The organism is Ferruginibacter paludis, assembly GCF_030409685.1.
In the GTDB taxonomy this organism is placed as follows: Bacteria; Bacteroidota; Bacteroidia; order Chitinophagales; family Chitinophagaceae; genus Ferruginibacter; species Ferruginibacter paludis.
Map to the genome: position 1 here is coordinate 122,038 of NZ_JAUFQJ010000006.1, position 23,213 is coordinate 145,250.

Genomic DNA, 23,213 nt, shown 5'->3' on the forward strand with positions numbered 1-23,213 from the left:
ATTTTATTGCAGTATGATGATTTGGGAAAATTCTTTTTCGCTAGTGGTTACTCTTACGGTATAGATCCCTGGTACCGAATTAATATATCCGGAAAGCAGGTAAACCGCATGGCCTTTTCCCCACTTACTATCTATCAGATTTTGCTGAATATCATATACCTCTATTTTTATGTCCGCAGGTTTATCCAGTGTAAGGGCCACTTTATAATGACCATCGGTAACCGGATTGGGATAAACCTTAAATGATATCAGACTGGCTGCATCCTTATTTTTCAGCATCTGGGCATCCGGAGACAGTGCCGGTTTTATACCAAAAGCAAAAAGGTCTTTTCCCGAGCCATCCGTATCCCAGAATATCCGGCTAAAACTGGCAATTCCGTCTTTGGAAATACTATCCGGCATAATGTACACACAGTTTTTCGCAGCAAAATCACCAGTTCCTGAGCGGTCAATCGCTAAACAAAACCTTTCCTTCTCACCCTCTTCAGAAAGCAATGTTTTGGTATCGATTTTTAATTCGGTCGAAATCGTTTTGACAGTTCTTCCGGCAGCTTTCATCACCCATTTTTTTTCTGATAAAAGTATATTAGAGATGCCAGGTTCTACATTCGTGTTAAGCGTGAAAGCCTGGCCATTGTCGCCCCAAATCAAATAGTCTTTGTCGTTTAACAGACCGGTATTTTGACTGTTGTAATTTTCAATTTTATTAATGCCGATTACCAAATCATCCGGTGTGCTACAACTTGTACTTTGCTTTTGGTAAAGAGCGGATTGATTGTCTCTTCCAATACCTGCAATATTGTTTGAATAAAGCTTTTCATTTTCCCAATTCCACAGCGTTTGACCAAGGCTATTGACATAATTTTTTTTCAGCGTTATCCCATATTTCAACGCCAGATACGTTTCTATTTTGGTGGTTTCGTCTTCCTTTAAAATCTTTTCATAAAGAATAAATTCAGCAATTAGTCCGGGTGCGGTATTACCCAATTTGGAGGATTTTGGTGGACCAAACTGCATCGCAGCTCCCTTGTTTTGAGTTTTTTCCTGAGTTGATAATGTTCCTTTACTCCTTATATAAGTATAGGTATGAATAATGGTTTCGGGTTTTCCTGCTTTATAAGTCCCAGCGTTATTTTTTGCGAAAACCATATCCGTTTCACCAACTTTACTGGAGACCTGCCGGGTAGAAAGCGAAAAATTCTCCGCATTACTGATTACTTGCCATATCGGCGTTTCCCGATCCGGCTCTGCATTCTGGTACACCGTAAAAATGGTTGCCCTCCGGACATCTTTTATATTGCCTAACATTTTGACCCTGGTTTTACTATCATCTATAGCAGTTACCGGGTTAAAATTCAGCGTTCGTAGTCCTGCAGTATCTGCGAAAAAATTTCCTTGTAACCATAACGTGTGTCGTCCAATACCACCGGGTGTTTGGCCAAACAGGTTACATGACAAAAATAGAAGGCTGAGCACAACAGTAGTTGTGAACTGATTTTTGTTCATACATTTCTTTTTAAAAATGATAAGAAAATTCGTAGGGTAACAAAAGATTTTTGGGGAACGTAATTAAGCAAAGATTTAGCGGGAGACTTTAAAGTTAGATATTTTTTTTACAAAAAATTAAATATTTTTTACGGTGCGTTTTAAGTCTTCTTGATTGTTATGACCTGTTTACTTAAATGGAAAAGAGGTAGTACCATATTTGTCTATGGAAAATAAATAAGGCCAGATAGAAATCCAGCCCTCTTTAACCTAACTATTGTTTTGAGAAAATCCAGAGCAAATGTATAGGCATTGTTATATAAAAATATGCCGGCAATATTATGTTATGATTAAAAACGGGTCAAATGGCAGGCATTGAAAGGTTTGCTGTTAAAAGAATTTTTGCCGGAAAAAAAAGATAAAGTCGAATTCTCTTCTATTTATAATAACTCTTGCTTTTTGGCTCCTGGCAGGTGAAGTATTGGTAGCCATAAGTATGATTTGTAAGGCATATTTGGCCAGCAATAATTTTATTAATGGCCAAATGTACCATATTTTATGTACTTTTGGCCACTAATATTTACTTCAATGGCTGCTCAAAAAATCACTGGCCGTGAAAACGAACTTCAGATCCTGGAAAATTTACTTCATGCAAAGGAAGCGGAACTGCTGGCTATTTATGGCCGGCGGCGGGTAGGCAAAACCTTTCTGATCAAAAACTTTTACGGCCCTCAAATGATCTTCAGTTGCACCGGGCTCTTAAATGGCACTACCAAAGCGCAATTATTCAACTTTTCCCGCCAACTGGAAAGCTGGTTTCCGGACAAAAAAATAGCTTTTGCACCTGCTACCTGGCAGGAGGCATTTCTGCAATTGAAAGACTGTATTGTATCTGTAAAACACAACAATAAAAAAGTTATTTTTTTTGATGAGCTTCCCTGGCTGGAAAGTCACAAATCTAATTTCCTTTCTTTTTTTGGTTATTTCTGGAATAACTTCGCAGTCAGCCGCCCCGATATAATTGTAGTTATCTGCGGTTCAGCAGCCTCCTGGATAATTGATAAGGTAGTAAATAACAAGGGAGGGTTGCATAACAGGATCACACAACGCATTCGGTTGCTGCCTTTCACGCTCAAAGAAACGCAGGCCTACCTGCAACACCGCAATATACACCTGGAGCATTACCAGTTACTGCAATTGTATATGGTAATGGGCGGTATCCCTGCGTATTTAAATGGTATACAACGAGGAAAAAGCGCGGCACAAAATATTGAAACGATTTGTTTTTCGAAAGATGGTGTGCTAACAAATGAATTCGACAATTTGTATGCGGCTTTATTCAATAGTGCGGAAAAACATGTCCAGGTGATCCAGGCACTGGCAAAAAAGCATAAAGGTTTAACGAGAAGTGAACTGCTGCTGGCAGCCAGACTTGTAACCGGCGGCAGAATTACAACTGTACTCACCGAACTGACTGAAAGTGGCTTTATAGAAAAAACTTATCCCTTCGCTAAAAAAGAAAAAGAAAGCCTTTACCGGCTAAGCGACGAATTCTCCCTGTTCTATTTTAAGTTTATGTATAAACAGCCAGCTGTTGAAAAGGGCCAGTGGCTGGCAAGACAGTCGACTCCATCCTATGTCAGCTGGTGTGGGTATGCCTTTGAGAGCATCTGCCTGAAACATGTGCAGCAGATAAAAATGGCGATGCAAATTGGCGGCTTGCAGACTAAGGGGGTCTCGTGGCTGAAAACTGGCACAGGAAGTGTTTCAGGTGCCCAAATAGATCTGCTGATCGACCGGGCTGATCATATGATCAATATTTGTGAAATTAAATTTAGCGCCCACCCCTACACGATCACTAAAAAGTATGCTGCAGAATTGCGCAATAAAATAATGAGCTTCCGGCAGGAAACAAAAACTACCAGGCAGCTTGTCCTCACTTTTATTACAACTTATGGTTTGGCAGACAACATTTATAAAGAACAATTGGTAGAACAGGAAGTGACTATGGAGGCGTTGTTTATTTAGTTCCTGAAGGGTGCAATCAGGAAGCGGCCGATCCCGGATCTGGCGGCTAGGCTTCGGCAAGGACTCGAGTGCGGGTTACAAATCCTGCGTACTGCTCCAACCACTTGCCTGTGCTTCACTTTTCAAACTGTGCGGAATTGATTACAAGGCTTTCATCTACCCCCTATGACTCTCCACTCTCCTGCATGGGCAGAGCAGGCAGCGTCCCCGTAATAGAGGGTGTCTATTAAATTTTAAATAGGGAAATGGCGATACCTGGGTACGTTTAGATCGCCGGGAGATTTGAGAGGTTGTCGTGGTGGTTTTGTGTCCCAACAGAGTTGGCCACTTTTCGTCTGCCTGCTTAAACACTTTACGTAACTTTCTTTGCCATTTTCTTAGGACCCTTTTTGACAGCTCATTCCGCTTTTACAAAAAGGCTTGTGGCCTTTTCACCAATTAAATGACCCTACCCGCCGATCCAATTGCTTGATCTTTTGATTGACATATTGCCCCTGCTTGTTGCCGATGCTTAGCCAGGTTCGGAGATTGATTGTAAATACAACTTAGATAACCATTTCAACAAGAATGAACTTTTATTGGCTGTAGTAGTAGTAATTTTTCCACCGGATGTTTAACAACTAATGATGCAACTTTTTCAGCAACAATTCTTTCCGGCTTCTTGATACATCAATATGCGAACCATCGCTCATAATAAGATAGCCACCATCTCCTCTTACATATTTTTCCACCTCATTCAGGTTTACGAGGTGTGAATGATGCACTCTTAAAAAAGAATAATCATCCAGCATTTCTTCTATCTCCTTTAAAGTACGGGAAGCAATTATTTTCTTTTTATTTTTAAAATGGAACTCTGTATAATTACTTTCCGAAGAGCAACTAATGATGGACTCAATTAATACCATATTTAATCCTTCTATTGTAGGAATGGCTATTTTATTAACCGTAATGGTTGGGTGCGTCAGCTTATGCAGCAGCATTTCTATCTGCTGGGGAACCGCATCATTAGCGTTGTGCAATACTTTTTTTACGGCAGCCTGTAATTCATCACTGTCAACCGGTTTCAATAAATAATCCAATGCGCTAAACTTAAAGGCCTTTATGGCATACTGGTCATAGCTTGTTGTAAAGATAATGGAGAAGTTGATCGCCGTTAACTGCTGCAACATTTCAAAGCCATTCATGTGCGGCATTTCTATGTCAAGAAAGATGAGTGTAGGTGTTTGTTCAGCGATGGCTTTTAACGCATCGGCGCCTGAGTAACAGATATCCAAAATCTTCACTTCGGGACAATATCTTTCGAGCAACGAAACCAAACTTTCGCAACTGTAGGGCTCATCATCTATAATAATTGCAGTGATCAATTTCTATCCATTTAATTATAAAATTTGATTCAGTGTTTTGTAACCGATCCTTAAACGCACCCGTGTACCTGAGGCATTTCCGCTTTCATCCTTTAAATCTTCTATCGTAAAAGAAGCTTCACATCCGCCATCATTGTTTAATAAATTTAATCGTTCGGTAGTAATTTTTAATCCCATCGATTTTTGCTTTTCTGAAGATTTGCTTTTTACCAATGCAGCCTCCTCTCTGCCGATTCCATTATCTGTAATAACGCAGTTTAATACTCTATCTTCTATACTAAAATCCAGCATCAGCAAGCCTTTTTCCTGCTTGTGCATTAAGCCATGCCAGATGGCGTTTTCGGCAAAAGGTTGTATCAACAATGGCGGAATAAAAATAGCCTGAACCTCTATATTGCCGGATAAATTAAGCGCATACTCAAAGGAGTTTTTGAAGCGCAGTTTTTCCATATCAAGGTACAGCTGTAAGGTTTCCAGTTCATCGTCCAGTGAGATATATGACTGCTGTGAATTATTCAGCACCATTCTTATCAGTCTGGAAAATTTTGTAAGATAGTGGGAAGCGTCTTCTGTTTTATTTTTCAATATAAAACTGTTAATGGAACTGAGACAATTAAAAATAAAATGCGGATTCATCTGTGAACGGAGCGCCTGCATTTCCAGTTCGGCCGCCTTCTTTTGTAAAGCTGATTGTTTTTGTTCATTTTTAGCAAGCTCTTTGTCTAAAGCATATTGCAGTTTCGTTTTTTCCAGGCGCTCATTTTCACGTCTCAGGTCTATTACCCGATAAACGATAAATGCTAACAGGATAAAAAATACAACACCAGCTGTAAGAATATTACGCAGCAAAATATTTCTCTGAATGGCGTCATCTTTTATTTTATTATCTTTTTCCAACAGTGACACTGCAGCAAGTTGTTTCTTAAAATCATCTTGTTTTTTATAATTGGTCAGGCGCCAGAAAAACTGCTGGTTTTTTACTGAATCGTTTACAGCTACATATTGCCGCATAAAATCATAGGCGCTGTCAGCTTTATTAAGGTCTTTATAAATTCTAGCCAGCAACAGGCTTAACTGTACCATGTAAGGCTTTACATTTGCTTTCTGTGCAATTAAAAATCCTTCCTGTGCATATGGCAACGCTTTGGCGGGCTGGTTAGTTTGCTCGAAAGCTTTTCCTGCATCCAGTAAAATACGCATCAAATCCCAGGCATCATTTTCTTTCCTGTAATTGCCGAGCGGTTTTAAAAAAATAGCTAACGCAGAATCATACTGATGTTTCAGTAACAAAGCTTCGCCAAAACTTATTTTTGTCATTTGATTGGCAGGGTCAATCTGCATGGCACGTTGCAAATAGTATAGGGAAGAGTCAATGTTATGCATCAGTTGATAAGTAGCGCCTATCGGCTCCTCAAAATAATTCCAGTTTGCTGTATAGTAGTTTATTCCGTGCAACGTTCCATATTGCTGACCTTGCCTGTAATAACTCAGGGCATCCTCGTAATCGCCGGCAGACCTGTACAGGTAGCCCATATTTGCAAGTGAAGCCGCCACACATACATGGTCGCTCATTGTTTCACGAAGCAATAAACTTTTTGTGCAATATTCAAAGCTGCTGTCATAGTTACCGGTAGCCGCGTAGAGAAAGCTTAGCCATGCCCAGGCTTTGCCTATCCCTTCATTATTATTGTGTCTGGTAAGGTAGCTTAATGATTTCCTGATGCAGGAAGCAGCCTCGGTAAACCTGTTTTCAGAATACAGCGTCTGACCAAGCCATAAGTTGCACCATCCTTCTCCGTTTTCATCGTGAACGCTGTCAAAAACCGGCAGGGCTGTTCTTAAATAATTTTCGGCCGTTACAAAATTTTTCCGGTAGATGGCTGATACACCCAGGTGCATACCTGCCTTAGCTAAACCGGATGGATAATTATTATTTTCGGCTTCTTTGTAAGCTATGTCAGCCCACATAGAAATCGAGTCAGGATATACCCTTGGTGGCCACCAGTATTCTTCACTCAAATCATTAAGGCAGTCGATGTATTGTGTACCCTGTTTTAAGGGCAAAAGCTTTTTTAAGCTATCAATCTTTTGCCGGGCCGGATGCTGGGCAGCCAGGTATAAAATGCAGCATATCTGCAGTATGAAAATGCCTGTTTTTTTTAACACTAACATGGTATTAGTGATCAAAAATTGTTCAGATAAATAAACTCTGGGTTATTGCTGATGGTAAAGTTGTATCTGGATTCCCTGCTGCTCAAATGTAGTATTTTATTAGCTACATAAAACCGACAAATGAATACCTGCACATAATTCATGACGGGCTGCGGGTTTCAATGAGTAGTTCACAAGCGCATAAATTACGCTCTTAACAACACATTTAAATTTCATCAGTTTTCTGTCTCGCGTTTTGTGAATTGCTAACCAGTTTCAGCAGATTGCCTTTCAGGGCTGTTAAGTAATCACCGGGACTTTTTATATACTGGCTGTAACCATAATTTCATGGAAGTAAATTGAAGTTAACAATATGAAAGTTTCACTCACAAACATCTGCAGTTAGTCACCGCTAGGATTACTTTACAAGTACGGTTTCAAGCCTGGTTTAAATTAAACCTGGAGCAAATAAAAGAAACTATTAAAAATTGCAAAGGGTAGATTGGCACAAAGGTTTTATGCTTTCATAATGCCCGTCGCTGGCCGGCTAATATGGAACCGAACCTAAACAATAATCGATCGTGGAAAATTGCATTCACTATTGTATTAAACACTGGCAACAACACCCCAAAAAAGGATAGCCCTCTTTTTCATAAAAACTTTTCGAATAAATTTTCGGTACACAGTAATCAATAAAAATCAATAGATCATGAAACGTTTATTTAATTTATCAACAGGCTACGTTAAGCAATTACCTGTTTTTGCGGTTACTTTTTTCAGCCTCCTGGCAAGTTGTAATAAGTCAGACCATTTGCCGGCTGCCGGACCAAATGATGCCGGAAAATATTCATCCGAAGTGATCGACAAATGGCTTACGATGCAGATTCGGTTAATGAAAAATGCTACCGGCATTCCCAATGTACTTTTTTGCAGGTATTACGCTTATACAGGGTTAACAGCCTACGAAGCAATTGCTCCGGGCACATGGCTCGGTGAAGGAATAAATAGTAAATTAAACGGTCTTACGGATCTGCCTGTAGCCAACCGTTTTAAATTGTATTACTGGCCCGCCAGCGTGAATGCAGCGTTGGCAGCTGTGAACAGAAGTATTTTTGTGAATGCAAGCACCGCAGATAAAGCCGCCATTGATTCTCTTGAAAATGCATTGAACACGGGTTACAGTTCCCAGGCACATGGCGATGTGCTCGTACGGTCAAATGAGTTTGGCAAAAGCATTGCTGTTGCTGTATTTAACTGGTCTTCCACCGATGGCATTGCCAATGTAGGGGCAGCGTATACTCCGCCTGTTGGTCCTGGCTTATGGGTGCCCACACCTCCCGCCTTCGGCGCTGCAAGCACGCCTTATTTGGGAAACCTGCGTACTATTGTAACAGGCAGTACCAATAACTCACAACCCGGTGCCCCGATAGCTTATTCCGAAGATCCTAATTCGGCCTTTTATAAAATGGTGCTAAATGTATATACCGTGTCACAAAACTTAACTCCGGCACAAACGGCACAGGGTTTATTTTGGAGGGATGTACCGGGGGTTACAACGGCGGGCCATTGGGAAAGTATTTTACAGCAGGTGCTGAAACAAACCAATACACGGCTGGATAAGGCAGCCGTGGCCTATGCCATTACTGGTATTTGCAGCAGTGATCCCAGCATTGGTTGCTGGCAATCAAAATATCACTACAACCTTATCAGGCCGGTAACCTACATCAGAAATGTGATGGGACTGGGTTCCTGGAGTCCTTTGCTCACTACACCTGCACACCCCGAATATTCATCAGCACATGCAGTAATTTCCGCGGCCGCAGCAGATGCGTTCACAGCACTGTTCGGGGACATCGGAAGCATTACTGATCATACCTATGATTACCTGGGTTTTACGCCAAGAACATTTTCATCGTTCCGGGCAATTGGAGAAGACGCGGGTAATTCAAGGGTTTTTGCAGGCATCCACTACCAACCATCTGTTGACACAGGTTTGGTGCAGGGCCGCAAGGTGGCAGCAACCATTTTGAGCAGTCTCGGCTTTCAAGCTAAGGTCGAAAAATAAAGCGGGCAAGGGATTGCTATAAATGCTTTTATGGCAATCCTTTTTTGGACAACATCGGCCACTAGACTTTGTCAGCATGGCCCGGCATGTTGCACCATGTTAGTCTGCACTATGTTTAAGATAAGAACTACGACCTTTGCTTCAAGAGTATAGGAATGCCTTTTTGTGGTGCTGCCAATGTTTACCAGATACAAAACGACAATAACAATGTAGCAGTTTTATCGGGGTCGACTTTCTAAACTTACAAAGCAAGTCTTCACAATACATTTTGTATAAAATCTTATGTAAGTCATTTGCTTGAGGTGTGCAGATAAATATTAAAAAGGGAATGACAAAGAGCCTGCATCAACGGCTAAAATTTTGCTCATCCGATTCTTTGATATTCGTAATACTGCATTGAAATAACGTCTGGTTGATATGATAGAGAAGGATAATAATTTGTCTAAAAATATCGGTTGCCTGTTATTAGTTTATTATTTCACCTTCCATTGCAGAGGCTTTATCCGGAAGGGGTAAAAGTGGTCTAAACATGACACTAAAGTAACAGGGTTAAGATACTATTATCCCTATTATATAAAAACCCAATCATTATTTCAAAAGGATAAGATCCATCATCAAAAACATTGATATTGTAAAACAACTAGTTTTGGTGTACCAAATCGTGCAGTACTTCCTACTACGATTGTGTTAAAAGACATTGCATTGGTAAATATTAAGCCAGTGTTAATTCCGATTCATCAAATACCTTTAAAATAACTTTGTGTTCCTTTATCCAGGCACATTTATATTTACCAGTAAAATTGGAGGGCCGTAGAATTGGATTACCCAAATTGCCACTTTCATTTTAACGTAATAATCATCATTTCCTGTTCCTCAGTAATACCTTTGACAAAAAGTCCAATATCAAATTTCGGTTGCATAAGAAAATTATTTTAAGCTAGTTACAAATCTGCATGTCAGCACATAATTATCAAATTGTTTCCTCTGTTTTGTTTAGTTCTGTTTGTGTGAATTAATGAAAAAACATTTCTATCGTTTATTATGCTCCGTAACAGGCTATCTTCATCTTCTATTATCAGTAGCTTCATATTGCTAATTTTGTGCTAAGCTAAGGCGAGATTTTAAAGAAATTTTGACGGCCTTGTACTACACCGTTTTTAATTTGATTTAACTATCATTTTCTCAATAAAAAAGGGAGCTACAAAGGCCCTCACCTGCCAGGGAATAATAAATAATAGGTATTAGCAGTGACATTGGTATATCTAAAATCTTAAATCTTGGCAGTTATTTGCTGGTCTGCCAGGGTTGGTTTTAGGTCACTGCTTGAAGAGTTGTTTCCTACACCATCAGCCAACCTTTGATAGCGACAGGCTGTATCAGCTTCGTTCAGCTATTGTACCAGTAATTACTCCGTCAGATGCTTTGTAAACTCCTGTTACGCTGTCTGCACGGTAAGTGACCTTTGTTTGAAAAACAGCAAATTCTACTACTCCGAATTCTCTGCGATGGAACATCGATACCAGATTAGATCCGGAGGATATTACGCCAGCCTTCCGCCAGGTTAAAGGGAGCATTTAGAATGATTTAAGGTATCGTTTCAAGATTTGGGATTATCGCCATTAAAAATTCAAAATATATAATTTAGTTGGAAAAAAATTTTGAACATGGTCGGCCGATTTATTACATCGACATATCATATAAATACGATAAAAATCGATCCATAAAATTTCGGGCGGTCAGGCAGGAGATATAAACCCTGTTATAATAGCCATGGTATATTTAATAAAGGTATTCATCAGCAAACTTGATTGGGATTGGAATAAGTATCCTCATTTTCAACACCGGACCCATCAAGGCATTTAAAATCTTTTTCAACCAATATCCTTATCAATTGTCCCTGACCGGTAGCTATGTCTTTTTCAAAGCCCACTAAATCCGTATTGGTCCATTCAGCCTGTAAAGCGGCTGGCACTTGTAACATTATCTGATTCGATTCCCAGCTAATTGCAAAGCTGCTGGTATTGCCGGCCTTCAGCATAAATGAAAGCTTATCTGCAGGGAGCATACCAAATGATAGTTCCTCCTTTATCTCACCCTCTTCCCCGAATTGTTTTACTTCCGTTTGTTTTAAACGGAAGCGAATGCTGTTTCCTGAAATCCTGATCTTCATACTTAATTGCTTTTGATAATACCAGCAATGAAGAAAAAGCGATGCCAACATTTAGATAAGCACATTATTTGTAGTTATTGGTGATGCGGCTTACTGGAAATCAAAAAAAATATTTATACGGGTCACCATGACGCTATTTTCTGCCGGATGGTTATCACAATGAGCTACAGGATTTTTTTTAAACGATCTAAATGTCAACAGTATGAACGAATCAAGGGATAGCATAAAAGATATCTGGGGTATGCGAACCCCTTATAAAGGGGACTGGCCAGCAAGAGTGGACCAACGTACAATTGAGGAGCCAGACCATTGGGTACAATCGGCTTGCGTGCTCTGTTCTAATGGATGTGGGATGGATATTGGGGTGAAAAATGGACGTATTGTTGGGGTACGGGGAAGAGAGGGTGACAGGGTAAACCACGGCAGGCTTGGACCAAAAGGGTTGCATGCATGGGTGGCCAATAACAGCAAAGACCGGATAACCAAACCTCTTATAAGAACGAATGGGAAATTAAGGGAAGCAACCTGGGATGAAGCCATGGATCTGATTGTACAACAATCCAAAGATATCATTGAAAAAAACACGAGCCTTGGAATCGGTTTTTATACTTCAGGGCAACTTTTCCTGGAAGAATATTATACACTGGGTGTTCTTGGGAAAGCGGGGCTGGGCACACCCCATATGGATGGGAACACACGTCTCTGCACCGCTACGGCAGCAGCCGCGTTAAAGGTTTCTTTCGGTTCCGATGGTCAGCCGGGTTCCTATACCGATCTTCATACAACAGATGCCATTCTGCATTTTGGGCATAACATTGCTTCGCAGCAGACTGTGCTCTGGATGAGAATATTAGACAGGCTTGCAGGACCGAATCCACCTAAGCTGGTTGTTATTGACCCGAGGTACACTGATACGGCACAAAAGGCCACCGTTCATCTTGCACTAAAGCCCGGGACAAACGTGCCCGTTATGAACGGGATTTTGAACTTAATTATACAAGCTGGGAATATTGATAAGGCGTATATTGATGCACACACTACCGGCTTTGAAGAACTGAAAAAAATTGTTTCCGCATGGGCGCCGGAGCGTGTGGAAGAAGTGAGTAACGTACCCGCATCCAGGTTAAGACAAGCCGCGGAGATACTGGGTACCGCCAAATCAGTGGTATCAACCGTATTGCAAGGGGTATACCAATCCATGCAGGGCACCGCAGCTGCGGTGCAGGTGAACAACCTCCATCTGATACGTGGATTGATAGGCCGAGACGGATGCGGCATTTACCAAATGAACGGGCAGCCTACTGCGCAAAACACAAGGGAATGTGGTGCAGATGGAGATTTGCCAGGCTTTAGGAACTGGAGTAATAAAGAGCACGTAAAAGAACTCGCAGCATTATGGAATGTGCAGCTGGATAAAATACCCCATTGGTCGCCGCCCACGCATGCGATGCAAATTTGGAGATTTGCAGAAAGTGGTACCATCAAAATGTTATGGATCAGCGGTACCAACCCGGCGGTATCCATGCCCGAACTCTCGCGGATAAGACAGATCTTAAAGAAGAAAAATTTATTTGTAGTGGTGCAGGATGCGTTCATGACGGAGACAACCCAATACGCAGATGTAGTGTTGCCGGCCGCTATATGGGGAGAAAAGACAGGTTGTTTTACAAATGTTGACCGTACTGTTCATCTCTCGCATAAAGCAGTGGATCCTCCGGGCGAAGCAAAATCAGATTTGGATATCTTTCTCGATTATAGCCGCAGGATGGACTTCCGCGACAAAGATGGCAACCCTCTTATACAATGGACTACAGCAGAAGAAGCTTTTGAAGCCTGGAAAAAATGCACAAAAGGAAGACCCTGCGATTACACAGGTATGAGTTATGCAAAGCTCACAGGTGGTAGCGGAATTCAATGGCCGTGCAATGAAACCTACCCGGATGGGGCCCGGCACCTTTATACCAACGGAGTCTTTAATACTGACATCAACCAGTGTGAGACCTATGGCCATGATCTTGACACCGGCGCAGCTGTAACAGAACAGGAATACAAGGCAAAAAATCCTGCCGGTAAGGCTTTTCTGAAAGGCAGTGATTATCTTCCTCCCCATGAAGTGCCCGATCTGGAATACCCGTTGTGGCTTACTACCGGAAGAATTGTGTATCACTTTCATACGCGTACAAAAACGGGCAGGTCTCAGCAGTTGCAGGATGCCGCCCCGGACGGCTATGTGCAGATCTCAGAGGAGGACGCTGCAAAGTATGGCATCCGGGAGGGTGATATGATAACCGTCGCTTCCCGCCGCGGCAAAGTAACAGAACCGGCAAAAATAGGCGGCATAGAACCAGGCCTTGTTTTTATTCCCTTCCATTATGGTTACTGGGATAACAATAAAAGGTCCCGTGCTGCCAACGAGCTTACCCTCACAGAATGGGATCCTGTGAGTAAGCAACCACATTTCAAATATGCCGCTGTTAGTATCATTAAAAAAGAAGAAGATGGAACGTTTAAAAAAATAGGCAAATCAATTGAGACGCTTACTGAAAAACTTAAACCACAGGAGGTATAATATGCATATAGGAAAATACATAGATTTGGTTCACCGGACGGAGAAGGACCTGGCGGATGCTTTTAAAATGGTAGCGAAAGCGCACAGGGATGAAGTTGATATTGAGCAAACTTGTTTACTGCTCTCCTCATGGTCACTGCAGCTTGCAGATACAATGAAGCCGGTGGCAAACCGGTATAAAAAAGAAACAGACAGGGAACCAGACAGACTTACAAAAACATTATTAAAGAAAGCACGCAAGGGCAGTATGGCCATGCTGCGTGATTTGCATGATTTATATTTAATAGTGAATGAAGTGCTGGTATGTTGTACAATTTTAAAACAGGGAGGTACTGCCCTGGCCGATGAAGAACTCGTTACTGTATGCGAAGAAATTGAGCGGCAGACAACCAGGCAATCATCCTGGCTGATGACCCGTATGAAATCAGCCGCACCGCAGACATTAATTGTTGCACATCCTTAGACATATTATTATTTAAGGAAACCAAAATAAACTTGCATCAGCCCGCCCAGGCTTTGCAGCAGGCTTTGTACGATTCACAGCAGGGTCAGTGCACTGGTGCATTAGCCACGAACGTTGCGTACAACGAAGTAATGAACAATACACAAACCGGCACAAGGTCCCGGTCTGTGCTTCGCAGGTACGGAGAGAGACCAAAATGGCCGTACAAAAGTGAGTCTGTATGCATTTGAATTCAATTCAACTACATTGGTTATTGTGTAGTATTCTTGCAGATTACCATTTTTCATCGGCCTATTTACAAGGGCTAAGTAGATGAGTTTGGTATACCAATACATCACCGGGAAATATTCTAAAGGGAGACGTTAAGGACACCGAATCAGTGGAAAGAGGCTTTCGCTGTATAAAGTGTAACGTCCAAGGAAGTATCGTATACATATTGCCTGCTTCACAGCATTCTAGCTTAAAATAACATGTTTTTTTGTAGCCTACAAAAATCGTATGGAAGAAGTAAATGTTCATCATCTTGAAATCAACACGGACAATGCCCGTATGCTGGAAAAGGAAAACCATTTGCAACAGGCGGTGAAAATGTATGAGTTGTTGTTAAAATCTGCCCCTTCCGATATGTATATTATCGAAAGGCTGATGATTCTTTACCGGAAATTGAAGAACTTTAAAAAAGAGCTGCTTTGTATTGATAAGGCAATCCAAATTTATGAGGCTAAGTATACAGCGGGGCACCAACACAATGCGAACGTTACAGGATTAAGTAAAAAACTCAATTTAATGTTGGGCCATACCGACAGAAAGGGAAACAGTTTGCTCATCCTCCCGGAAGTAGCCAAATTAAAAAAACGAAGAGACACGGCACTCAAAGGAATGAAATAAGGGTTTAATACAACAGGTCACCGGCAAACTGACCAACTATTGTATCAGGATGTGCAATTAAAACGAACATCCATGAAAAATAACTCAACACAGAACGGAAATATTTCTGAAGACCATTCGTCAATACCTTTCCGAAATTCTTTTCCTATTCCGGATCCAGCGATAAGTTTGGCAGGTCTAAACAGCAAATTATAAATAGGTTAATGCGCAAAGACACCCGAAACGTAATCCGCTTTTCTTTTTTGCATTAATTGCTCCCGGATGCGCGGAACTTAAGTGCAGCAAAGCATCATTGATATAATTCCTTTCTGATAACTTACCGAAATCAATATGGCAGAAAATTCGATCTGCGTTTCCTGATTTCATGTAATACCTCTATGATGAACCGTTCCTTAACTAAAAATTTGTAGGTTTCCTTGCTTTTATATAACTATCCTGAATTGTTTTTTTGACATAATGGATATACTCTAAGCAATCCCTTGCCATGATTTACCTACTTTTGTTTACAGCACCATAAGAAAATATTTCACCTGCCGTTTAAGAACAATGAAAAAATACTATCCTCCTGTTCGTACCCTTCATTTATACATTGGTTTATTCGTCAGTCCGTTTGTGCTTATCTTCAGTGTCAGTGTGCTCGTGTTAAATCACGCGGGTTACCTAAACAGTGTTATGCCTGTAAAAGTTTTACCGGTTATTAAAACTCACCTGGATAAAATCCCCTATGATACGTCTGACCTGCAAACAGCTAAAGCGATTATACAAAAACTGGAGATTAAAGGTGAAATAGATTTTATTTCACAAAATGACGATCACATTTCTTTTCCCGTAACCTTACCCGGAGAAATAACAAAGATTGAAGTAAATAAACACACCAATGACGTGCTAATTACAAGAGATGAGGACGGGGTTTTCAGGGCCACCAACTACCTGCATAAAATGCCCGGGCCACACAATACAACAATTCGTGGCAATGCCACATTCATGAAGATCTGGCGGGTGCTGGCTGATACGGTAGTTTACTTACTGCTGTTTCTTTCTGCCAGTGGAATTTTTTTATGGTATTTTCTAAAAGCAGAAAGAAAGTTAGGATGGCTGGCCATTATATCCGGAGCAATTATTTTTACAGGACTTTTATTATTTATTCTCGGATGACTTATCAAACGCTGATTAAAAAACTTACTTATTCAAACCGCCGCCTGCACATCCATATTGGATTATTTCTGGTGCTGTTTATATGGTTATTTTCATTTTCCGGTCTGCTATTAAATCATGGGAACTGGAAGTTTGCCAGCTTTTGGGACGAGAGAAAGGAGAAGACAACAGAAATAGTCGTTAGCATTCCTGCTGGCCTGGATAGTATACAGATAATGAAAACTATCTTCTCACAGTTGAAAATTGCTGGCGAAGTAAATAATGTAAAGATGACAACGGACAGCGTTGATTTCAGTGTTGCTTATCCGGGGCATGTCAGTAACATTCATGCAGATTTTAAGACGGGAACTGGCATTCAGAAAGAACTCTCCTACAATGTCTGGGGGAAGCTAAGAACACTTCATACTTTCAACGGTGCCAACAGGGGCAATGCGGATGTTGAGCCAAACTGGCTGCTTACCCGTGTCTGGCGGTTTTCAATGGATGCAATTGCAGTAGGACTTATTTTTTTATCTGTCAGCAGTTGGATTATGTGGTATAAAATCAGGCAAAATTATCCATGGGGGTACTTAGTTTTAATTGTAGGATTTGCACTTGCAGGCTGGTTTGTTATTTTACTAAAGTTATAAAGCAGTTAGATATCCGGGCACTCTTAATTTATTTTTTTTAGTTTTCTGATTTTACGTCACCAGCTTTACATACAAGACTATGCTATGCTTTTTTTGTCACCGGATAAAAGTTTAGTTACTGTGGTGATATCATTCCTTTCCTATTTCTTAGGTTGATTTTAAGGAGCCAGTTTTAAATTTGGCCGAAACGCCTGCACAAAAAATGTTTACACCATTGGTACATAACTGTATCGTCATTTTTGATGCGAACTGCGGTCAAGTAGCAGAAACAGAATGATAGCCAAAACAGGATAACGTGTTCGTTAGACAATCAGAGGACTTCACTGGCTCCGGCTATCTAACCAAATTAAAATTATATTATTGAAGAAAAGAGCATCACTTGAAGAACTACTGCTTTGCATGCCGACAAAAGATAATCAATATGTTTCACCAAACAGGCAAGTAAGGTAAACTACCACGCTAATGTATGATAATCTAATTATCAGCAAGCGGCAGCCAATTAATGGATACGCCTTGTATGTACCCTCTTGGTAAAACTACCTGTTATAACCCGGGATAAATACGCGGCCAGCAGTATTTACTTCCGACACGAAATTGAGTATTGCTGCTCTTGCAAATGAGCCGTGACTGTTGCATCTTTGTATCAGAAAGTGACTGATTAAAATGAATACGATCTACATCCAGCAATCAATGAAGAACAACAATCGAATTCCTACTGAAAACCCCATAATGCAATATCCCGGAACTATGCTGTAAAAAGCGACGATGATCCAAAACCTTTACCCAGTATCCTTGTCTATGCTCTAACCGGCGATGATGACACTAAACAACAAGATGAACCAGTAAAACCGTTTTTCAAATTTTCCTGGTGCGCTTACCCAGCAAAAATTAAATCCTGAACGGTCAATAACTCATTGACCGCAAAAATTTGTTGCTTCCACAGCCTATGACTTTATAGTTTGTGGAAGTTTTTTTATAATAATAATTTATTTTATGCAAGTAGAAAGGCTGTTTATTTTGATAAAGGCTTATAGTGAAAAAGACTTGGCGCTAAAGGTGGAAGATAAATCTAACCAGGGATGGAATTGTATGGGCACAAGTTCCCATGTTCTTCTAAAATAATTTACAGTACACAGGATGGATACATCTTCACGTCTCAACAGCGCATGGTTTATGTTATCTAAATATTCTTATCAGTAATCTTCTTTTCAAATTCCTGGACTGCCTTACACAACTTGGTAACCATCTATACTTCCCCATCAATTAAATCCTTCCTGTATGTTTGAATGATTATGGTCCGGGCAAAAATAAAAAAGATGCAAATCATACGCTAATGAGTTTTTAAGTCGTTTTAGATAGATTAAAAATCTTTTATTTCGTTCAAAATTTGTCCATGTCTAATATCCTAATTGTTGAAGATTCAATTGATCTGACACATATGTACGTACAGTTGTTTGCTGCGTATCGCCATTATGTAACCGTAGTACGTACAGGGAAAAATTTAGAAGCAGTTATAGAAGAGTTTAAGCCTGATCTTATCCTGCTTGACATTTATTTAACCCGTGAAGATGGTAGGGACATATGTAAAGAATTAAAACAAACACACAGCTCTATTCCAATAATTATGGTATCTGCAAGTTTAAATCTTAAGGATAAGTATATTGCCTGTGGTGCTGATGATTATGTTGCTAAACCATTTGATGTAAATAATCTAATGGATAAAATATCTAAATGGACACAGGTAAAATCGTAAGAAATTTTCCACTACTTCGACCCGGCAGAATGAACTTTGAAGCATGCCTTCTTCAACAATCATAGAAAGGAGTTAGTTAAGGTATGATGATAGCAGAACTATTTTTCTAACCAGTAAAGTATGGCTGGAAGTATTTATAACAACTATTGCATATTAAAAATGCTAGTAGTATTTTAGTTATATGTTTTCATAGAAAAACAATCGGACTAATTCAGTGCGGTGTTTCAACATCAGCCCTTCTTTATCCTTCAAATATTGGTATTAAATAAAATCAAAGCATTAGTTTTCATAGGGGTTCGGTTATAATATAAGGGCACTGGTTTTACTGGTAGTCCTTTTTTATTATTGTTATCAATTCGCTAAGAAGGTTTATCAACTTGTTTTTATTTTAAAAGGGTAATAATTTTATCTTGGTTTTCAAAGGATATTGGACAAAAGACGGGGCAGCTGTTTTTACAGTAAGCCCCTTTTGTTGTAGATGAAATTATGTGACGTTCCAGTTTATCATTCCACCCGTATTGATATAATGAATATTCTCCAGGGCAAGGAACCTCAGGATGACTAAAGCGTAAAAGCGTTTCTTTGTTTTCAACTAACTGCACAGCATATCCTAAGCAAACTAATATACTTTTCAATAGTGAAAGATTGATTTTTGGCAGAAGGTTTACTCCGATAATGCCTTCTACTAACACTGTTGTTGTTTTAAATCCCATAGCTAATTTTTTATAAAATCAAAATTAACTGTCAACAAAAGGAATACTTTAAACTATTATGTTTTAGGTAATTGTTTTACCACCTATTCTTAGGTGAAGTACTCAACTTAAATCATTTCAATTGATGATTGATCTAAATCACACTGTTCTATGCAGGAAACTGAAGGAAATTTATCAATGAAATTAGAAGGGATTGCACTCAATATCATCCACTAGTTACTGCACTTATACGAAATAAAAAAGGTGACTAATCAATAGCCACCTTCATCTTTCAGGAGGAGAATACCGGATTCGAACCGGTGACCTCTTGCATGCCATGCAAGAATAAAATTTAATTAGAAATGTTTTTGACCAGAAGAGGCTATATCTGCAACTGACTGTGAAAAATGTCGCTCCAGTAAATTAAACAGCCGCCTTTATATGACGGCTGATTAATTCTAGTTAGCGTGACTTCTATTTCCTTTTGTACTTAAATAGTTCATCACGGCTTGGCGCGAAGGGCCTTTTTCTTTGATGGCCTGAATAATCTGTTCATGTGATAAATTGGGGAACTGCTGATGTACATATTCAGCCTCAGCTGGATCGTTTACATCGATGCGGCTCTTGTCCCGGCCATTCTGCATTTTCTTATTATCCATGTTTTTTTATTTTTGAGGTTCAATAATTACATAAAAAAACCGTGCCTGATTTGAGGAAGGAATTTCAGCTATGATTGAAGAAAATGCTTTAGCAATAAGATGGTTAATGCTGGGTAACGCTCTGTTTTGTAAGGCTGGCATTAGTTCGGCTATTTGGCTCTGACAACTGATTCTGCAATTTTTTTGTCCACTGCTTTTGAACACATGATTACTTTAGCTACAGCGTCCAAACAAGCAAATCATAAGCATTACAGCGGTAACTGTAAGTTCTTTATAGTCGGGTTGAAGCCCTATTCTATAAGTAAGTTTGACAGCATCAGATTCATACAACCTTCTGTCAAACATTGTGGCATGCATTGCCTCGAATACAGCAGCCCCATTAAAAGGCTTGCACTTTACAAGCCGGTCTTCGCATTCGCAAAAACTTCGGTTCGATGTTGGGAACGATGTGTGGGAAGTTGAATTTGAACTCTATCTTTTTTCTGCTTTGTTTTTATAAAATAGAAAAGGGCTGCTATAATTCCAGTAACTGAAGCAATAACTACAAGGTGCTTATTCATATCCGTTTTTGTTTAAGAGAGTCATATAATGTGCCAATAATATATTGTCGAATAAGGGTGGAACAATATCCTGTTTGCTGGGGCGTCAGGTTCTAACTTTGCGTATTTTTTTTATCGGTTAATAATTTCCACAGCAGTGTTTGTCCTTATCCACGAATCGCTTTCAGTACTTTTACCTTATTGATAGCTGTGTATTCAAGCAAGTGTATGCATCTCTCAATCCAGTTTTGGTTTGAATTAGTTGCAAGGTGTAATGAACTATTGCCGACAGAGGTTTCTTCCAGGTATAGTAAAGGTCGACCGTTGCATTGATTGAATTACCTACTGGCCAGATTAAAGTTGATCTTTTACATTGTGATAAAATTGGCAATAAGGGCCCTGAACATTTTTGAGTTAATTTCCCTGGACTATAAATCTATTCAATTGGGCTGGCTACCACTTGCCAATTCCATTTGCAGGGACTATTTGGATTGCATCCCCACCGTGCAGATACCCACGGCCGGGTAGTAAAATACACGCCCAGTTCCTTTTGTGGAACCGCAGCACCAATTCAATAAAAAAGTCGTTATTATGCGTTGGAGTTTGTCCGCGGTTACCTTGTTCTTCAGTTTCCCTGTTATTAAGATTGTCTTTATTTTCCGGCCACTTTTAAGGATTGGTTTGAAATAAAGTGTCCCACAATAGGCTGATTAGTAAAAATAGAATTGATACACCTTAAGGCTCGTCTTAACTTGCTGATATTCTTAAGACTCGCTTCTGAGCAGCTATTTACCATTTGTTATTTGATTAAACCGCGGATAACCTACGATGCTTTTGTAGTAGTCGACGACACACTTTCAACCCATCCCACTACTTGCTCACGGCTGCGGCTAAGTTTTCGCATGAGACTGTCTATTAAGTCTTCATCCTGCCCTTCTGCAAAATCTACATCCTCATTCGAAAGTTGTGGCTCCGCTTCCAATAGCATTTGTTTCATTTTTTCCCAGTCGCATGCTAATTGTAATTTATTCATAGATCTATATTTTAAAAAGTAATTACATCATCTTTCAATTATGATGATACAAAGCGTGTGCAAATTTTTTGTTTCGTTATCTAAATTGAAAAGCGGCGTGGTGCCGGATCAATGGTTGGGTACACCCTGCTGAAAAGAAATAGAATTGGCGCAGGATTTACTATCTGATATTGAGACATTAAAGCAAACTTATTTTAGCCAAAAAATTAAATTCAAATTAGGTGTAGTGGCGGGGAGAAATTGTAAATTTATATTCCATTCTGTTACGTTTTAATAACCGCAGCAAATATCGACCAACGAGGGTTGGTGAAGTAATTACTGATGATTTCAAAATAGCTTTAATTGAATATTGCCGGGCTTTTCTTTCCCTGGCTTTGCATCACCGAAAACCGTTTTACCTCCGTATTGCCAGGATTCATTATTTTCTTTTTGCAGCAGCTTATCAAAATTTGCTTCTTCGGCAATAAAATCTTTTTCAGCTTTTATTGCTATTTCATGCAGCTTTTTCACCGCTTCTGTTTTGTCGTTAAAACCCAGTTTAGATTTTTCAATGCCGGTTCGCAAAATATGAAGGGTTTCATCATACACTTTAGTTGGAACCGGAAAGGGATGACCGTCTTTACCGCCATGTGCAAATGAAAAACGTGCCGGGTCTTTAAACCGTGACGGTGTGCCATGTATCACTTCACTTACCAACGCCAGTGATTGCAATGTACGGCCGCCAACTCCTTTCAGGGATAGCAAGGATTCAAAATTTGCAACCTGCTGTTCATGAGCTATCCAAAGTGCGGCACCGAGTCTTTTTAAATTTACATTTTTGGATGTCACTTCATGATGGTTTGGCATAATTAATTTGCTGAATTCCTTCAACACGAGGTCCGGCTTTTCCATCGTCAGTTGAACGATGGCTTCCCTGGCTGGCCCGGCATCTGAAGATACCAGATTTAAAATTTCGCCCTGGTTTTTGCCACAGATGCCTGTATGCGGTGCATCAACAAACGAATCAAGGCCTGCTGAATGCCAGTGGTAACGTCGTGCAGTTTTATCTTCCGTGTTCATTCCCTGCTGTACAACAGTCCACTGGCCGGTATTGCTGACTATAAAATTGTGCGTATACAATTGAAAGCCGTCCTGGATGGCCGAACTATCAACCTTTGCAGTAAGTTTACTGGCCTGTATCAGTTCATCCCCATTCATTCCTGTAGCATCGGCCAGCCTAAACAATTCATCCGGTGTTCGTTTAGAATATTTTCCTTTACCTCCGCAAATAAAAATGCCCAGTTCCCTTGAAAGCGGATTGATCGCTTTTTTTAATGCGCCCATCACAGAAGTGGTAATCCCTGAGGAATGCCAGTCCATGCCCATCACCGCGCCAAGGCTTTGAAACCAAAATGGGTCGGATAGTCTCCGGAGCATTTCCTGTTTGCCATATTCTAGTATGACAGATTCTGTAATGCCAAGGCCCAGTTTAGCCATTCGTTCTGCAAGCCATTGAGGAACGTAACCGTAATGAAGAGGAAGATCAGCTGTGCCAGATCGTTTCATGGAATAAAGTTACAGCTTTTTAATT

17 protein-coding genes are annotated in these 23,213 nt (G+C 40.1%); 8 read left to right on the forward strand and 9 right to left on the reverse strand.

The annotated features are described in order from the left end of the window. Window positions 1-3: 3 nt before the first annotated feature. Window positions 4-1,506 (reverse strand): T9SS type A sorting domain-containing protein, encoded by a 1,503-nt coding sequence (locus tag QWZ08_RS11040; RefSeq protein ID WP_290337465.1) that lies wholly within the window; start codon window positions 1,504-1,506, stop codon window positions 4-6. Window positions 1,507-2,073: 567 nt separating this feature from the next. Between QWZ08_RS11040 and QWZ08_RS11045 the strand changes: the two genes are divergently transcribed. Then, window positions 2,074-3,513 (forward strand): AAA family ATPase, encoded by a 1,440-nt coding sequence (locus QWZ08_RS11045; RefSeq protein ID WP_290337466.1) that lies wholly within the window; start codon window positions 2,074-2,076, stop codon window positions 3,511-3,513. Between the two features lie 620 nt (window positions 3,514-4,133). Here the strand turns inward: QWZ08_RS11045 and QWZ08_RS11050 are convergent. Further along, complete coding sequence (locus tag QWZ08_RS11050; RefSeq protein WP_290337467.1) at window positions 4,134-4,877, reverse strand: LytR/AlgR family response regulator transcription factor; 744 nt, start codon at window positions 4,875-4,877, stop codon at window positions 4,134-4,136. Between the two features lie 15 nt (window positions 4,878-4,892). Next, entirely contained in the window at window positions 4,893-7,049 is a 2,157-nt protein-coding gene (locus QWZ08_RS11055; protein ID WP_290337468.1) for a tetratricopeptide repeat-containing sensor histidine kinase, read from the reverse strand. Between the two features lie 688 nt (window positions 7,050-7,737). Here QWZ08_RS11055 and QWZ08_RS11060 point away from each other — a divergent pair. Continuing rightward, window positions 7,738-9,093: a vanadium-dependent haloperoxidase gene (locus tag QWZ08_RS11060; RefSeq protein ID WP_290337469.1), complete on the forward strand. Its 1,356-nt coding sequence runs from the start codon at window positions 7,738-7,740 to the stop codon at window positions 9,091-9,093. Window positions 9,094-10,469: 1,376 nt separating this feature from the next. Here the strand turns inward: QWZ08_RS11060 and QWZ08_RS11065 are convergent. Together QWZ08_RS11065 and QWZ08_RS11070 are read right to left on the reverse strand one after the other, a co-directional pair. Continuing rightward, window positions 10,470-10,667 carry a hypothetical protein gene (locus tag QWZ08_RS11065; protein ID WP_290337470.1) on the reverse strand — a complete coding sequence of 66 codons (198 nt, stop codon included), beginning with the start codon at window positions 10,665-10,667 and terminating at the stop codon, window positions 10,470-10,472. A 221-nt stretch (window positions 10,668-10,888) separates the two neighbouring features. Beyond that, window positions 10,889-11,263, reverse strand: coding sequence for a DUF7009 family protein (locus tag QWZ08_RS11070; protein ID WP_290337471.1), 375 nt, complete (start codon window positions 11,261-11,263; stop codon window positions 10,889-10,891). Between the two features lie 202 nt (window positions 11,264-11,465). Between QWZ08_RS11070 and QWZ08_RS11075 the strand changes: the two genes are divergently transcribed. The 6 genes from QWZ08_RS11075 to QWZ08_RS11100 all read left to right on the forward strand — a co-directional run bounded on the left by QWZ08_RS11075 (window position 11,466) and on the right by QWZ08_RS11100 (window position 18,720). Beyond that, entirely contained in the window at window positions 11,466-13,832 is a 2,367-nt protein-coding gene (locus QWZ08_RS11075; RefSeq protein WP_290337472.1) for a molybdopterin oxidoreductase family protein, read from the forward strand. A 1-nt stretch (window position 13,833) separates the two neighbouring features. Next, window positions 13,834-14,295: a molybdopterin oxidoreductase gene (locus QWZ08_RS11080; RefSeq protein ID WP_290337473.1), complete on the forward strand. Its 462-nt coding sequence runs from the start codon at window positions 13,834-13,836 to the stop codon at window positions 14,293-14,295. Between the two features lie 498 nt (window positions 14,296-14,793). Beyond that, window positions 14,794-15,183: a tetratricopeptide repeat protein gene (locus QWZ08_RS11085; protein ID WP_290337474.1), complete on the forward strand. Its 390-nt coding sequence runs from the start codon at window positions 14,794-14,796 to the stop codon at window positions 15,181-15,183. Window positions 15,184-15,729: 546 nt separating this feature from the next. Continuing rightward, on the forward strand, window positions 15,730-16,338 hold the full coding sequence (locus tag QWZ08_RS11090) for a PepSY-associated TM helix domain-containing protein (protein ID WP_290337475.1): 609 nt from the start codon (window positions 15,730-15,732) through the stop codon (window positions 16,336-16,338). After that, entirely contained in the window at window positions 16,335-16,967 is a 633-nt protein-coding gene (locus QWZ08_RS11095; protein WP_290337476.1) for a hypothetical protein, read from the forward strand. Before QWZ08_RS11090 ends, QWZ08_RS11095 begins: the two co-directional genes overlap by 4 nt. Before the next feature lie 1,393 nt (window positions 16,968-18,360). Beyond that, entirely contained in the window at window positions 18,361-18,720 is a 360-nt protein-coding gene (locus tag QWZ08_RS11100) for a response regulator transcription factor (protein WP_290337477.1), read from the forward strand. Between the two features lie 383 nt (window positions 18,721-19,103). Here the strand turns inward: QWZ08_RS11100 and QWZ08_RS11105 are convergent, their stop codons facing one another. The 4 genes from QWZ08_RS11105 to QWZ08_RS11120 all read right to left on the reverse strand — a co-directional run bounded on the left by QWZ08_RS11105 (window position 19,104) and on the right by QWZ08_RS11120 (window position 23,188). Next, a complete protein-coding gene (locus QWZ08_RS11105) occupies window positions 19,104-19,433 on the reverse strand; it encodes a hypothetical protein (protein ID WP_290337478.1) in 330 nt (109 codons plus the stop codon). Window positions 19,434-19,870: 437 nt separating this feature from the next. After that, window positions 19,871-20,071 carry a DUF3606 domain-containing protein gene (locus QWZ08_RS11110; RefSeq protein WP_290337479.1) on the reverse strand — a complete coding sequence of 67 codons (201 nt, stop codon included), beginning with the start codon at window positions 20,069-20,071 and terminating at the stop codon, window positions 19,871-19,873. Between the two features lie 1,362 nt (window positions 20,072-21,433). Continuing rightward, window positions 21,434-21,598, reverse strand: a complete 165-nt coding sequence (locus QWZ08_RS11115) for a hypothetical protein (protein ID WP_290337480.1) — start codon at window positions 21,596-21,598, stop codon at window positions 21,434-21,436. 372 nt (window positions 21,599-21,970) lie between these two features. Next, entirely contained in the window at window positions 21,971-23,188 is a 1,218-nt protein-coding gene (locus tag QWZ08_RS11120) for a DUF763 domain-containing protein (RefSeq protein ID WP_290337481.1), read from the reverse strand. Between the last annotated feature and the right edge of the window lie 25 nt (window positions 23,189-23,213).